The organism is uncultured Aquimarina sp., from assembly GCF_947492965.1.
Lineage (GTDB): Bacteria > Bacteroidota > Bacteroidia > Flavobacteriales > Flavobacteriaceae > Aquimarina.
In genome coordinates this window covers 160,462-174,724 of record NZ_CANLOZ010000007.1, presented here as the reverse complement: position 1 = coordinate 174,724, position 14,263 = coordinate 160,462, and the positions used below count along the sequence as shown (strand labels likewise).

Below are 14,263 nucleotides of genomic sequence, written 5' to 3'. Positions count from 1 at the left end.
TATACCTTATTTTTCAGCTGTTACGATGTAATATCCAAAACTTTGCATATGCAAACCAGATAGTAGGGCAAACAAAGAGCCTTTTAGGTTTTTCCAGCTTTGTACTTTTAGATTTTCTTTTCTGATCAATTTTTTGAAAATAAATCCAGTAATTGCAAATGGTACATGAAGTACAGAAGGAGCAACTCTAAAAGATACATCTTCGATAGTTACTTTTTTGAATCCAATACGTTCTAATGACTTTTTTACATTTTGAATGCTTCCTAATCCTTCTAAACTCCATCCCTTGCACAGTTGCTTATAACAATAATGGCTTCCTATACATAATTGATCTTCTTCTTTCTTAAGAAAGGCATCTGCAATCACTAGTTTGCCTCCAGGTTTAATAATTCTATACGCCTCAGAGAGGGCAGTATCACTATGGCCAGAATGGCAAAAGCTCTCTATAGCGTAAGCACTATCAAAACTGTTATCGGCAAAAGAAGTATGATTGTAATTTTCCTGTAAAATAAGTCCATTCATTTTATGAAGTCTCTTGTTTCCTTCAGTTACCTGAAAAGAAGATAGTGTTACACCTAGCATATGTAGCCTTGGGTATTTTCTGAGTCCATATTTCATAGTGCCTCCAATACCACAACCAAGATCCGCTACAATACCTTTTTGCTTATTAAATTGTAATCTTTTAAAAACTTGATTATTCATCTCGTTGAGCATAGTGTCTCTTTTAAAAAGGGTAGTTTTAAAAGGAATGTAATACCCAAAATGCATATTGAAATCTTTGCTCCAGAATTCATAATCTTCGGTTGCTTCATTATAAAGCTCTATAAGTTTTTCTTTGTTTGATTTTTGAAATCTAATTTTATGTAAAAGAGGGATGGTGGTGCTCATAATTTTAAGTATTAATGATAAAAGGAAGGCTTAAGTTCAATTTGTTCTACGTACTTCTTTATTTTAAAAGTTACATAGACAAAATAAGAAGCGATACTCATCGGGATTACAGAAAAGAAAAACAATCCAAATAGGCTTTCAAAGTTTTGGTTTAGGATAAGAAATGATACCCAATACAAGACAAATAAAGACCAATAGCCAACTATCAATTTTTTAGATTGGATATTCAGTTTTTTCCAATATGCCAGTATAGAACACGCTAGAACAAACTGAATAAAACCTAGTGGAATTTGAGCTAATAGTCCTAGATAAACCGTTATGTAAAGTATAAGCGTGATAATAAAACTCCATTTGTTAATGTTATGTATCGTTTTCATAATTCTAATAGTTTTAAAGTTTCAATAATTTTTGAAACATATTTTGAAAAAGAAAAGGAATTGCTTCCTCTCTTTTGTTTAAAGTATGCTTTCGTTATTTATTTAATCAGTTTCATTAATGTCTTAGTAATCCAATTAGATTCTTGATTTACAATTTTGTTCATCATCGTATCCGCACTATCTGCCAGTTCATAGAGCGATTTAGTTTGCTTAATCAGCTCTTCTGTTTTTTTAGAGCCGTCATTTTCAATTCCAGAGACTTCTCTTAGTACTTTGATCACAGGCTTTATTTCACGTCTGCTTCGCTCTTTAGCTACTTGTCTTGCAAGTTCTTGCACATCTTTTTCAGAAATGAAATATTCTTTACGCTCTCCTGGTTTACTTTCTTTAAATACAATACCCCAATCCATTAATTGACGTAAGTTCATGCTCGTATTACCTCTAGAGATATGTAACTCTTCCATAATGTCCTCCATAGAGAGTGGTTCTGGAGATATCCATAACAAAGCATGAATTTGTGCCATGGCTTTGTTGATACCCCAAAGAGTTCCTAAAGCTCCCCAAGTGGAAATAAATTTATCTTTTGCTTCATTGTAATTCATAGGACAAATATATAAAATATTTTAAACTTTCAGTAATTTTTGAAAGTTTAATTTTTATAGACATATAAAAACTTGGATTCATACTACTTTAAAAGGTATGATTTTTTTAAGCAGAGATATAAAAAAACGGGGTTCAATATCATACTGAACCCCGTTTTTCTAGTTATAGATATATTAATTGATCAATCCCGCACGCTTTAGTAAAGCTTCGGGCTTTGGTTCTTGTCCTCTGAAACGTTTATATAAGGTCATTGGATTTTCTGTACCTCCTTTAGAAAGTACATGATCCTTAAACTTAGTTGCTACTTCTTTATCAAAGATCCCTCGCTCTTTGAAATAGTCAAAAGCATCTGCGTCTAATACTTCTGCCCATTTATAAGAGTAATACCCCGCAGAATATCCTCCTTGGAAGATATGAGAAAAGGCAGTACTCATACAATTTTCTGCTACATCAGGATATAAAGACGTGCCTTCAAAAGCCTTTTTCTCGTGTTCTTTTACATCTTTAATTTCACTTGGATCGTTGGCATGCCAGGACATATCTAATAGCCCAAAGCTTAATTGGCGCAGCGTAGCTAACCCTTCCATAAAAGTGGATGATTCCTTTATTTTTTGAACTAATTCCATGGGAATTACTTCTCCTGTTTCATAATGTTTAGCGAATAGTTCTAAGGCTTCTTTTTCGTAACACCAGTTCTCTAAAACCTGACTTGGCAACTCTACAAAATCCCAATAAACACTGGTGCCAGATAATCCTGGATATATGGTGTCTGCCAGCATTCCGTGTAATGCGTGTCCGAATTCATGAAATAAGGTAGTAACTTCATTAAAGGTTAATAGCGATGGCTTACTAGGTGTTGGTTTTGTAAAATTGCAAACTATTGAGATATGGGGTCTTATATTTTCTCCATCTTTTCTCATTTGAGGTTTGTAAGATGTCATCCACGCACCATTTCGTTTTCCGGCTCTTGGGTGAAAATCTGCATAGAACACCGCAATAAAATTACCGTCAGTATCTTTTACATGATAAGTTTTTACTTCTTCATGGTATTTGTCTACTTCATTAGTCTCTTCAAATTGTAATCCAAATAAGTTAGAAGAAACTTGGAAAACACCATCAATTACATTTTCTAATTTAAAATATGGTTTTAATTTTTCATCATCTAGATCAAAAAGCTTTTGTTTTAGCTTTTCTGAATAATAAGCTCCATCCCATTTTTGTAATTGATCGATACCATCTAATTCTTTAGCAAAATTTTCTAATTGTTTGAATTCTCTTTCTGCTGCTGGTTTCGCTTTTTCTAATATCTCATTTAAAAAGGAGAATACTTTTTCCGGAGTTTCGGCCATACGTTCTTCTAAAACGTACGCCGCGTGAGACGAATATCCAAGAACTTCTGCACGTTGATGTCTTAATTTTGCAATCTTTAAAACAATCTGTTGATTGTCTAACTCGTCATTATGGAAACCTTTAGAAGCAAACGCCAGAGACATTTTTTTTCTTAATTCTCTATTATCTGCATAGGTCATAAAAGGAATATAGCTAGGATAGTCTAAGGTGATTAACCATCCTTCTTTTTCCTTGGATTCGGCAAGCGCTTTTGCAGCTTCTTTAGCACCTTCAGGTAAACCAGAAAGATCAGCTTCATCGGTTAATAGCATCTCAAATTTATTCGTTTCTGCTAATACATTTTCACCAAATTTTAGACTCAATTGAGAAAGTTCTTTGTCAATTTCTCTTAGTTGTTCTTTTTTATCATCTGGAAGATTAGCTCCATTTCTAGAAAACGATTTATATCTTTTTTCTAATAATGTGCTTTGTTCTGCAGAAAGATCAAGGTTACTTTTATTTAAATAAACCGTTTCAATTCTTTTAAAAAGATCTGTATTTAAAGCAATATCATTTCTAAATTCTGATAATAGAGGAGAAGCCTCTTGTGCTATTTTTTGAATCTCCTCATTAGTTTCGGCACTGTTTAAGTTAAAAAATATGCTCGTAACACGGTCTAAAAGCTCGCCACTATAGTCTAATTTTTCTATAGTGTTAGAAAAAGATGGTTTTTCGTTATTTGTTACGATAGCGTTTACTTCTTCTTTTGCAATAGATATAGCATTTTTAATCGCTGGTAAAAAATGCTCGGATTGTATCTGAGAAAAAGGAGCTAGGTCAAAAGATTCTAATAAAGGATTTTTCATGTACTTATACTATTTTTTTGAAGGTCACATGGAACTCATCATTAATCATTTGCTGTTCTATATATTAAATGTAATGAGTTTTCTCATGATTTATTATTCTGTTCTTTAAATCTGTTTTCTAAAACAAAGTGTGCTTTTGTCGAAAAAATGTGTTTTTTATCGATAATCAAGGATCTAATTCAATCACTTTTTGTTACAAAGATATAGGATAGAATTAGATTTGTGTAGGTTTATTAGTAATGGTCTAAGCAAAGTAATAAACACATTATTGTAATCAGGGGTATGGATGTCAATAATATTCTTTGTAAAGATCAAAAATTAAAAGAGTTGCATGAAATGTAGCTCTTTTTTTTGTTAATAAACTGTCAAAATCTACTATTCTGATAGAGAATTCTTTAAAATGTCTGGTTTTTCTATGAGAAAAATTCAAAAAAAAGTAAAATTTAAGCTTTTTATCGGTAAAATATGTAATTTATCGAAATTGTTAATAAGTTTTGAGAGATAATTATTGCGTAATTAAAGTAAGGGTTTACCTTTGTACTAGGTTTTAAGAGTATGGTCTTACGATGAATTTTTTGTGTAATATATTTAAGTTGGTTAATAAATATTGTTATATTCTATTGTAAGACCTGATATTGGAAGAGCCGCTGAGGAGCGGCTCTTTTTTTTATACTCTTTTTTATGTATTACTTATTAATCTGCTTAGCGCCTTCGATTACTTTTTGCTTTAATCCTTCTTTGTAAACTAGTATTTTGTCTAATACACATTTGTCTGATGCGCCGATAATTTGTGCGGCAAGAATTCCCGCATTCATAGCACCATCAAGGGCTACAGTTGCTACAGGAACTCCTCCAGGCATTTGAAGAATCGATAATACAGAATCCCATCCATCGATAGAGTTTCTTGATTTTACAGGAACTCCTATTACAGGAAGAGGAGATAGAGATGCTACCATACCTGGCAGATGTGCAGCTCCTCCAGCACCTGCAATGATAACAGATATTCCGCGAGTATGAGCATTTTTACCGTAATCAAATAATTTTTCAGGAGTACGATGAGCAGAAACAATGTCTACTTCAACTTCTATATCAAAACCTTTGAGAATTTCAATTGCTTTTTCCATTACGGGCATATCGCTTGTACTTCCCATAATGATTCCTACTTTGCTCATATAATTGTTTTTGATTTTAATTAATATTTGATGTTTTTAATCAAAGCATACATATGCTTTCGAATTACAAAAAACCAATTTTTTAGCGTATTTATTCGCTTATAACTCTTATAGTATTTTTTACTTTTTCGGCTATTTTTCTGGCTTCTGAAATATCTTCATTTACAATAGTGACGTGTCCCATTTTTCTGAAGGGTCTTGTTTTCTTTTTACCATAAATATGAGGAGTAACTCCATCCATATTCATAATTGTCTCAATATTTTCATAGACTACATTCCCCGAAAATCCTTCAGCACCAACAAGATTTACCATAATTCCTGCTACTTTACTTTCTGTAGCTCCTAAAGGTAAATCTAAAATAGCTCTTATATGTTGCTCAAATTGATTTGTGTAACTTGCTTCAATACTATAGTGTCCGCTATTGTGCGGTCTTGGAGCTACTTCATTAACTAAGATTTCATCATCTTTAGTTTGAAACATTTCTACAGCCAGTAGCCCTACGTGTTCAAAAGCTTCCGAAACTTGTTCTGCTATTGTTCTAGCTTTTTCCGCAATTTCATTGTCTATTCTAGCAGGACAAATAACATATTCTACTTGGTTTGCTTCTGGATGAAATTCCATTTCTACTACAGGATACGTTTTAATTTCTCCTTTGGGGTTACGAACAACAATTACCGCTAGTTCATTTTTGAAATCAATCAACTTTTCTGCGATACATTCATTATCAGGTAGTTTGGCAATATCTGCTCCAGTTCTAATAATAGAAACACCTTTACCATCATAGCCACCTTGCGTACTTTTCCAGACAAAAGGAAGTTTTACCTTCCCATTTGTTATGCCTTCTGCTAAGTGTGCTTTATTAGAAAATTGTACAAAAGGAGCAGTTGGTATTTCTTGTTTTTTATAAAATAGCTTTTGCCTGCCTTTGTTTTGTATTTTTTCTAAAGTGGCAGCATTAGGATATACTTTTATGCCTTCTTTTTCTAATTGTGCTAATGCTTTGGTATTTACTGTTTCAATTTCAAAAGTGAGTACATCTACTTTTTTTCCAAAATTGTAAACAGTATTATAATCCATTAAGTCTCCTTGCTGAAAATGATCACAAGCAATTCTACAAGGGGCATCGGGGTTGGGGTCAAGAACATAAGTGCAAATATCATATTTCCGGGTTTCATACAGCATCATCTTACCTAATTGGCCACCACCCAGAATACCTAGCTTAAATTCTGACGAAAAATAGTTTGTCATTGTTTTGGAGTATCTAAAAATTGCCTTGGGCAACAAAAATAAATTTTTAATAAGTAAAAACCTTAATATTATACAGTAAATGCAGTAGATAACTAATATAAGTGTTGTTTGTAATCACTATCTTTGCGCCTTTAAAAACAAAAAGGCCACCGTGATAATCTAATACTATGACGATTACACTGCACGATTTAAAATTTACACCCTTTATTGCCGAAGATGAAATCTCAGCAGCAATAGATACATTATCTCTTAATCTTTCTAATGATTTATCGGATAAGAAACCACTTTTTTTAGGGGTGTTAAATGGTGCGTTTATGTTTGTTTCAGAAGTATTGAAACGATTTAATCATGAATGCGAGATAAGTTTTGTAAAATTAGCCTCTTATGATGGTATTCAGACAACTTCTGAAGTATCTCGACTTATTGGTTTACAGGAAGATGTTTCTGATAGAACTGTTGTTATTCTAGAAGATATAATTGATACAGGTCATACCATAGAGGAATTGATCGACATACTAAAAAGTAAAGGTTGTACCGATATAAAAATTGCTACCTTATTTTTTAAACCAGAGGCATATACCAAAGAAATTCATATAGACTATATTGGGATAGAGATCCCAAATCGATTTATTGTGGGATACGGATTAGATTATAATGGTTTAGGACGAAATCTTACAGAAGTTTACCAATTAAAACAAGACAACATGACAAATTTAGTGTTATTCGGACCTCCAGGAGCAGGAAAAGGAACACAAGCAGAAGTTTTAAAAGAAAAATACAATCTAGTACATATTTCTACAGGAGATGTATTTAGATACAATATAAAAAATGCTACAGAATTAGGTACATTGGCAAAATCATATATTGATAAAGGTCAGTTGGTTCCTGATGAGGTTACTATTAATATGCTGAATGCTGAAGTAGATAAAAACCCTGAAGCAAAAGGATTTATTTTTGATGGTTTTCCTAGAACAGAAGCGCAGGCTGATTCCTTAGCAGAATTATTAACTTCTAAAGGATCAGAAGTTAGTGCTATGGTCGCGTTAGAAGTGGATGATGAAGTATTGGTACAACGCTTATTAGAGCGCGGAAAAACATCCGGACGTCCTGATGATGCCGATGAAGGAGTGATTAGAAATCGTATTAAAGTATATTATAACGAAACTGCGATTCTTAAAAACTACTACCAAAAACAAGATAAATATTATGGAGTAGATGGAGTAGGAGGAATTGAAGAAATCACTGAGCGTCTTAGTTCGGTAATCGATACTCTATAATTAAGAAAGTTTATGATATGGTCAAAAAACTAGTAAGGTTTTTTGACCTGTTCAGAAAGTACCAGAAAATAAACCATTGGATACGCTTCCAATTGATCTAAAAAGATATCACGTAGGATGACAGAAGGGAATTTTGTAGATTATGTAAAGTTGCATGTAACTTCAGGAAATGGAGGTAAAGGATCCGTGCATTTACATAGAGAAAAGTATATCACCAAAGGAGGACCAGATGGAGGAGATGGAGGTCGAGGTGGTCATATCATTATTAGAGCAAATGCTAATATGTGGACTCTGTATCATCTAAAGTTTAAAAGACATTTTAGAGCGGAGCATGGAGGACACGGAAGTAAAAATAGAAGTACAGGAGCCGATGGAGGAGATGTTTTTATAGATGTTCCTTTAGGTACTGTAATAAGAGATACAGAAACACAGAATATTCTTCATGAAATTACGGAAGCAGGACAAGAAATTATCATTGCCGAAGGAGGAATGGGAGGAAGAGGAAACTGGCATTTTAAGAGTTCTGTAAATCAAACACCTCGATATGCACAACCTGGAGTGGAAGGGCAGCAGCATGATATTACGCTAGAATTAAAAATTTTAGCGGATGTAGGATTGGTAGGTTTTCCGAATGCAGGAAAATCAACATTGTTGTCTGTGATTACATCTGCAAAACCTAAAATTGCAGATTATGAGTTTACCACATTAAAGCCAAATCTTGGTATCGTAGAATACAGAGACTTCCAGACCTTTGTGATGGCTGATATCCCTGGTATTATAGAAGGGGCTGCAGAAGGAAAAGGAATCGGGCATCGTTTCTTAAGGCATATAGAACGTAATTCTACTTTATTGTTTTTAATACCTGCTGATGCAAAGGATATTAAGGAGCAATACGAAATACTATTAGATGAATTACGAAGATACAATCCAGATCTATTAGATAAAGAGCGATTAATTGCTATATCAAAATGTGATATGCTCGATGATGAATTAAAAGCAGAGTTGCGAGCTGAGCTAGATGAACAGTTAGAAATTCCTTATCTGTTTATTTCTTCGGTTGCTCAGCAAGGTTTACAAGAGCTTAAAGATAAGTTATGGCAAATGCTTAACTAATCTTTAAGCATACTACTTTTTTATACAACATTATTGTTGTTTCTTATTGTAAAATTAGTTTTGTAGCAATATCAAATTTTTCCATTTTAAGAAAATATATTCCTTTGGAATATCCATTTAGGTCAACAGTTTTACCGTTACCATTTTTTACTTCTTTTCCAGTGATATCATATACAATCCAATTTGTGCTTTTAGGTAAGTTGTAATCGCCAGTACTTGGATTTGGGAAAATTTTGTTGGATATATCATTAGACTCTTCGACGGATAAAGTATTGGTGTAAAAATCCCATTCGTTGATTCTTTGTTCGGATACTCTAAATTCATCAAACCATACGTAAAAATCTTTGTCCTTAGGAGCGTAATCGTCATAATCAGAACCTCCTAAGAAGGTGGAAATGAGAATATGATTAATAGTTATGTTTTCTCTGTTTTCTGAAGGGTTTCTATAGTAATTGAAATAGTCAGAACCAACGAAATCATAATTCACACCATCTACCCAACCTTCAAAAAGGCCATCATTACCATTTGGACTACTTTCCAATACGTAATGTAGTTCGATATTGTGCCATCCTTGTGCTTTCAGATAGTTTTCATATTCAAACGAACAGATGTTATCACCATCTACCACTCGATCTCCCCAAAAGCGTAATTCATTTTCATCTTCATTAGCAGCATCATCAGCAGGTTCTTGTTCTCCAGGAAGCTCCATATAAAACTGAATTCCACCTCCTTTTCGAAACATAATTCTACCTTTCCATCGATTTCTATCTCTTTCTCCATCAGGAGTGTTTGGATCTGATCCTCCAAGGCTAGGTAGTTTTCCGCCACATAAACTAAAGTCAAAATCATCGCTAAATTTAATCCAGTACGAAAGATATAAATCCGAAGATTCATAATAATTATCTTTAAAGGTATTCATTAATGGAATTCTAGTGTCTATTCCAGAATTCCCTGTTTTTAATAAGCCTTTTGGGTATTTTACTTTTAAAGAAACACCTCCTGGATCGATACTGTTTTCATAATCTACGGATGCTCTGTCTTGTGTATCATCTTTTTGACCATTTTCTAGCTGACCGTCGTAAAAGCCAATTCCGTTAGAAGTGGGGAAGTCATCCTTTAGTTCATTTTCTGTATACGTATCTCCAACTCGCAAATGATCAAAGCTAATATGGTATTCATCATTTGCTAATAATGGATCGGGAGCAAGTACTATATTCCTTTCTGAGGTAACCTTTATGGTTTCGTACTTAAGTGCGCCAATTCTTAATTGAGTATTACTATTACCTGAGGGCAAATTAAAATTACCGCTTTCATCAGTTTTAGTGTAATTAGACACATTATTAGCATCACAGACTAAAGCATTTTCTACTGGATTTCCTGATTGATCTTTTACAGTTCCTGATAATTGAGCACGTACGCAAGTAACGGATGTAATAAGTACTAGGAGATATGTCAATCTCTTTTTCATGAGGTTAAGAGTTTGCTAAATAATAGTATAGTTCTACAATATTTACTTTACTATTATTTATGGTTTACGTTGGTTATACTGCAAACCTAACGTAAAAAGCAAATCTTTGTTCTGTTTACTAAATTTTTTTTACGAAAATTTACTTAAAAAATAATTTATTGGTTTTTCTATAAGTTCTTCCTAGTTGTTATTTACTATTTTTTGGAATCGCTTGGGATCGGAGGAGGGCCTTCTGGTACAATAGCTTCATAAACTTCATCTCCTTTACGTTCTTTATATTCAGCTTTTACCTTTTCTAAAGCTTTTGGATCTTCGTAAAGATCGGTCATAGTCATTGCCATTGCTTTTGATGCATACAACATTCCTTTATGTCCAATACTCATTCCACCACAAGCAACAACAGCCCAAGAATGCCATGGTGTGTCTTTAGGAGCTGTGGTAACTCCAAGATTGATATTCGGAACATTCCAGCTAACATCTCCAACATCTGTAGAACCACCACCAGGATGTTCTTTTGTCTCTTCCAGCGGATTAATAGCACTATCCATACCTACTTGTTCTTTCTTGGTAACCTCTTGAATTTTTTTACCAAAAGCAATTTCTTCAGCTGTATAAGTGATTGGTCCTAAGAGTTCTAAGTTCTGTTGCATCAATTTTCCACCTTCACGATTAACTAAGACTTCATAAATTCCTGAAATTAGAGAGATTTTATAATCTACATTCGCCATAATCGCAGCTCCTTCAGCCATTTTTTTAACACGCTCATATACTGGCATCATTCCAGAACGTTTAGTGTCTCTTACTCGCATCCATAATCTGGAATAATCGGGTACTACATTTACTACTTGCCCTCCATCCTGAATATGATAATGCATTCTCACGGTTGGTTTTACATGTTCGCGGTAATAGTTGATACCTGTCGTATAAAGTTCTAATGCGTCTGAAGCACTTCTACCGTTCCATGGATCGGCAGAAGCATGTGCTGCCTGCCCAAAAAATTCGACTTTAAAATCTACCAATGCCAGAGAACTTTGAACATCAGCTTTGGTAGAAGCTGATGGATGCCAACTAATATTGGCATCAACACCATCCCATAAGCCTTCTCTAACCATCCAGATTTTTCCGAAGTACTTTTCTTCACTCGGAGTTCCAAAAAACTTAACAGTTCCTTTAATTTTTCCAGATTCTATTAATTCTTTTACTGCAATTGCAGCTCCTAAACTTCCTGCACCAAACAGGTTGTGTCCACATCCGTGACCAGCACCTCCTTCCGTTAATGCAGCCTTTGTAGGTTGTGCTTTTTGAGATATTCCTGGTAATGCATCAAACTCTCCAAGTACACTAATTACTGGTTTTCCTGAACCATAAGAAGCTACAAAGGCAGTTGGCATTCCTGCTACACCTCGTTCTACTTTGAAACCTTGTTTTTCTGCATAATCGGCCAGTAACTTAGATGATTGATTTTCCTCGAAAGCAGTTTCTGCCAATGCCCAAATTTGATCGCTGATAGCAATTAATTCTTTTTGATGCTTTTCTACAGAAGCCATAATAGCTTGTTTAGTAGATGATAACTTTTTTTGACTATATATTGGAGTTAACGCCAATACAAAACAAAAGAATAGATTTATGAAGTTGAATGATTTCATATGATAATCTGAATTGAATGAGTTTGCTTGTGATATGAGTCATAAAAATAAGACTTTTTTATGGTTTCAATCCTATATAAAGAATTACCTGTAATAAGCTGGCTTTAAAGATTTAAATGTATTTATATAAAACGCTTACGGTACAACCACAGGTGCATAAAAACGATTACTAACTTGCTACTTACGAATACTCATTTGTTAACATTTCTTAACGTTAATTACAATAGATTTAACCCAAGAAAAAGTAATAGATTGGACATTAAGTTGTTATCCATACTTAAGAATTAATAATAAATCAATTTTTAAAATGAAGATTAAAACCCCATTTAATTTTTTAGCTCTTATTCTTATCATAACTTTTGTTTCTTGTGATAATTTGGTTGTAAAGAAAAATCCAAATGCAGGAAAAAATGACAAGTTAATTGCACAAGCTGATATACCTGTTGAAGAAAATAAAAATCTTACCATCAATGAGATTTTATCATTTGATATTGCTTTTACTCAATTAAATGAAATCGTAAAATCTTCAGAATTTTCTGAGAAATTCAAAGGAGAAAAATCATTTACTGTTTTTGCACCTTTAAATGGAGCGTTCTCTAAACTTCCAAAAGGAACGTTAGAGGATCTTAAAAAAGAAGAAAACAAAGAAAGCTTAGCAGCTATTTTAAATTGTCATATTATACCAGGTACGATAAACGAACAAGATATTATCAAAGCGATTAATGAAGGAGGCGGAAGTGTTAAATTAAGAACTCTTGGAGGAAACAAATTAATAGCTAGTCGAAAAAGAGGAAAGATATACTTGATCGATAAAAATGGAAATGCTGGAAGATTGATGAAAACAGATATTGAAGCTACAAACGGAATGATTCATACCCTTGAAACAGTTATGCTTCCGAAAAAATAAAAGACCATAATTTAATGTGTTTGTTTAAAACCGGGAAACCTCACAATAGATAGAGTTGTGAGGTTTTTTTTGTTTTTAGGATTATTTTACTTTTTTATAAATATCGCTTCCGCAATCGAAGCAAGTTCCTTTTCCTTTGGTCAGTTTAAGTAAATCTCCCTCTAGTAGAAATATATTGTATGTTCCTTTTTTACTAAATGTTATGTATTGATTTAAATAATCTCTTGTTATCGGATGGTATTTTTCTTTAGAGGTTAATACACCATTTTTGAAAAACTTAACCGTTTTATCCTTTTCGAAAACAATTTGTTCTTTTCTTTTGGTTTCTATAGGGAATAGAGTGTTAGTTCTTGTTTCCCATTTCCATGACCCTACTAATTCGTTTATTTTAATCGTTTTTCTTTTTTCTTTAATTGTTTTGATGCGGTCAATCGCATACATGGAAAAGTAAGAATTAGGAAATTTCTTAGCAAAATTTAAATAAGATGTAATTATTGCTGAGTCTTTAGTTTTTAATAAGTTGTTTTTTAATGGTGAAATGTATTTTGCGATTGATTTATTTCTTAATGAATCTAAGGAAATATCTTTCGCTATTATTTTTTCAAAGTGAATACTAGGGAGATTTTCTAAAGAGTCTATTTGTTGTTGTAATTGTTTAACTTGATTTGTAAGTTCTAAATTTTGATTTTCTAAGATCTTTGTTTTACCCGTGCAAGAGATTAATAAAGTTAAAGCAAAAGGAATGATAAGAAATTTCATAACTTAATTTTTTGTACGTATCATACTTTTCTACAAATAACATTCCTAAATTCAAGTTTGTTTAATTTTTTTTTGAAGTTTTACTAACCAAAGGCGATAAGGGTCTTATAAGTTTTGATTTTAAGAGTTTATAAAGTTCTTCGATCTGATCCCACTAATAATTCTAGGGCTACTAAAATCAGAATGATGAAAGTCTCTAGGCCAAAATAAAAGAATCCCCATAGCGTCATCTGATCATAATAAAAGATAACCGTCCCTACTGTGATAAAACAATAGATTAGATTAGCAACTGCGATTATTTTTACGAAAAATTCATATTTTAAAGGGTTTAAGAAAAAGCAAACAGTAGAATATAGGAGCAGTACGATTGCTATTATGGCCAAAAAATATAGTGCTTTTAGTGGAATTCCTATAAACTGTCGTATAGCAGGAAGTACAATGGATAAAAACATTAAAGTTAATAATGCGCCTATTCCATCAACTAAAAATAATAGTTTAGGATTTTTCCTAAAAAATGGAACTAATGATGACAAGATATAGCTCATTAATTGATATGTTTTCTAACTATAATATATATCAAAAGCAATTAGTTTAGATAGAGCAGAAAAC

At 32.9% G+C, this 14,263-nt stretch carries 13 protein-coding genes; 3 read left to right on the top strand and 10 right to left on the bottom strand.

Features of this window, described 5'->3' with window-relative positions:
- Nucleotides 1–6: 6 nt before the first annotated feature.
- The 6 genes from Q1B37_RS18335 to Q1B37_RS18310 all read right to left on the bottom strand — a co-directional run bounded on the left by Q1B37_RS18335 (nucleotide 7) and on the right by Q1B37_RS18310 (nucleotide 6,484).
- Nucleotides 7–888 (bottom strand): methyltransferase domain-containing protein, encoded by an 882-nt coding sequence (locus tag Q1B37_RS18335; protein WP_299901006.1) that lies wholly within the window; start codon nucleotides 886–888, stop codon nucleotides 7–9.
- 11 nt (nucleotides 889–899) lie between these two features.
- The gene (locus Q1B37_RS18330; protein ID WP_299901003.1) at nucleotides 900–1,265 is read right to left on the bottom strand and encodes a hypothetical protein; all 366 of its coding nucleotides are present in this window, start codon (nucleotides 1,263–1,265) and stop codon (nucleotides 900–902) included.
- A 98-nt stretch (nucleotides 1,266–1,363) separates the two neighbouring features.
- The gene (locus tag Q1B37_RS18325; protein ID WP_299901000.1) at nucleotides 1,364–1,867 is read right to left on the bottom strand and encodes a MarR family transcriptional regulator; all 504 of its coding nucleotides are present in this window, start codon (nucleotides 1,865–1,867) and stop codon (nucleotides 1,364–1,366) included.
- 174 nt (nucleotides 1,868–2,041) lie between these two features.
- On the bottom strand, nucleotides 2,042–4,063 hold the full coding sequence (locus tag Q1B37_RS18320; protein WP_299900997.1) for a M3 family metallopeptidase: 2,022 nt from the start codon (nucleotides 4,061–4,063) through the stop codon (nucleotides 2,042–2,044).
- 686 nt (nucleotides 4,064–4,749) lie between these two features.
- A complete protein-coding gene (gene purE, locus Q1B37_RS18315; RefSeq protein ID WP_299608518.1) occupies nucleotides 4,750–5,235 on the bottom strand; it encodes a 5-(carboxyamino)imidazole ribonucleotide mutase in 486 nt (161 codons plus the stop codon).
- A 91-nt stretch (nucleotides 5,236–5,326) separates the two neighbouring features.
- Nucleotides 5,327–6,484, bottom strand: a complete 1,158-nt coding sequence (locus Q1B37_RS18310) for a 5-(carboxyamino)imidazole ribonucleotide synthase (protein ID WP_299608516.1) — start codon at nucleotides 6,482–6,484, stop codon at nucleotides 5,327–5,329.
- Nucleotides 6,485–6,651: 167 nt separating this feature from the next.
- On the opposite strand from Q1B37_RS18310, the gene Q1B37_RS18305 reads away from it, so the two are divergent.
- Both Q1B37_RS18305 and obgE read left to right on the top strand, forming a co-directional pair.
- The gene (locus Q1B37_RS18305) at nucleotides 6,652–7,761 is read left to right on the top strand and encodes an adenylate kinase (protein WP_299608514.1); all 1,110 of its coding nucleotides are present in this window, start codon (nucleotides 6,652–6,654) and stop codon (nucleotides 7,759–7,761) included.
- Between the two features lie 117 nt (nucleotides 7,762–7,878).
- Entirely contained in the window at nucleotides 7,879–8,874 is a 996-nt protein-coding gene (gene obgE, locus Q1B37_RS18300) for a GTPase ObgE (protein WP_299608512.1), read from the top strand.
- Nucleotides 8,875–8,917: 43 nt separating this feature from the next.
- Here obgE and Q1B37_RS18295 read toward each other — a convergent pair whose 3' ends face one another.
- A complete protein-coding gene (locus tag Q1B37_RS18295) occupies nucleotides 8,918–10,342 on the bottom strand; it encodes a polysaccharide lyase (RefSeq protein WP_299900994.1) in 1,425 nt (474 codons plus the stop codon).
- A gap of 194 nt (nucleotides 10,343–10,536) precedes the next feature.
- Complete coding sequence (locus Q1B37_RS18290) at nucleotides 10,537–11,988, bottom strand: amidohydrolase (RefSeq protein ID WP_299900991.1); 1,452 nt, start codon at nucleotides 11,986–11,988, stop codon at nucleotides 10,537–10,539.
- Nucleotides 11,989–12,295: 307 nt separating this feature from the next.
- Here Q1B37_RS18290 and Q1B37_RS18285 point away from each other — a divergent pair, with 307 nt between their 5' ends.
- Nucleotides 12,296–12,895 (top strand): fasciclin domain-containing protein, encoded by a 600-nt coding sequence (locus Q1B37_RS18285; protein WP_299608504.1) that lies wholly within the window; start codon nucleotides 12,296–12,298, stop codon nucleotides 12,893–12,895.
- Nucleotides 12,896–12,976: 81 nt separating this feature from the next.
- Here Q1B37_RS18285 and Q1B37_RS18280 read toward each other — a convergent pair whose 3' ends face one another.
- Both Q1B37_RS18280 and Q1B37_RS18275 read right to left on the bottom strand, forming a co-directional pair.
- Nucleotides 12,977–13,654, bottom strand: coding sequence for a hypothetical protein (locus Q1B37_RS18280; protein ID WP_299900988.1), 678 nt, complete (start codon nucleotides 13,652–13,654; stop codon nucleotides 12,977–12,979).
- 128 nt (nucleotides 13,655–13,782) lie between these two features.
- The gene (locus Q1B37_RS18275) at nucleotides 13,783–14,199 is read right to left on the bottom strand and encodes a hypothetical protein (protein ID WP_299900985.1); all 417 of its coding nucleotides are present in this window, start codon (nucleotides 14,197–14,199) and stop codon (nucleotides 13,783–13,785) included.
- Between the last annotated feature and the right edge of the window lie 64 nt (nucleotides 14,200–14,263).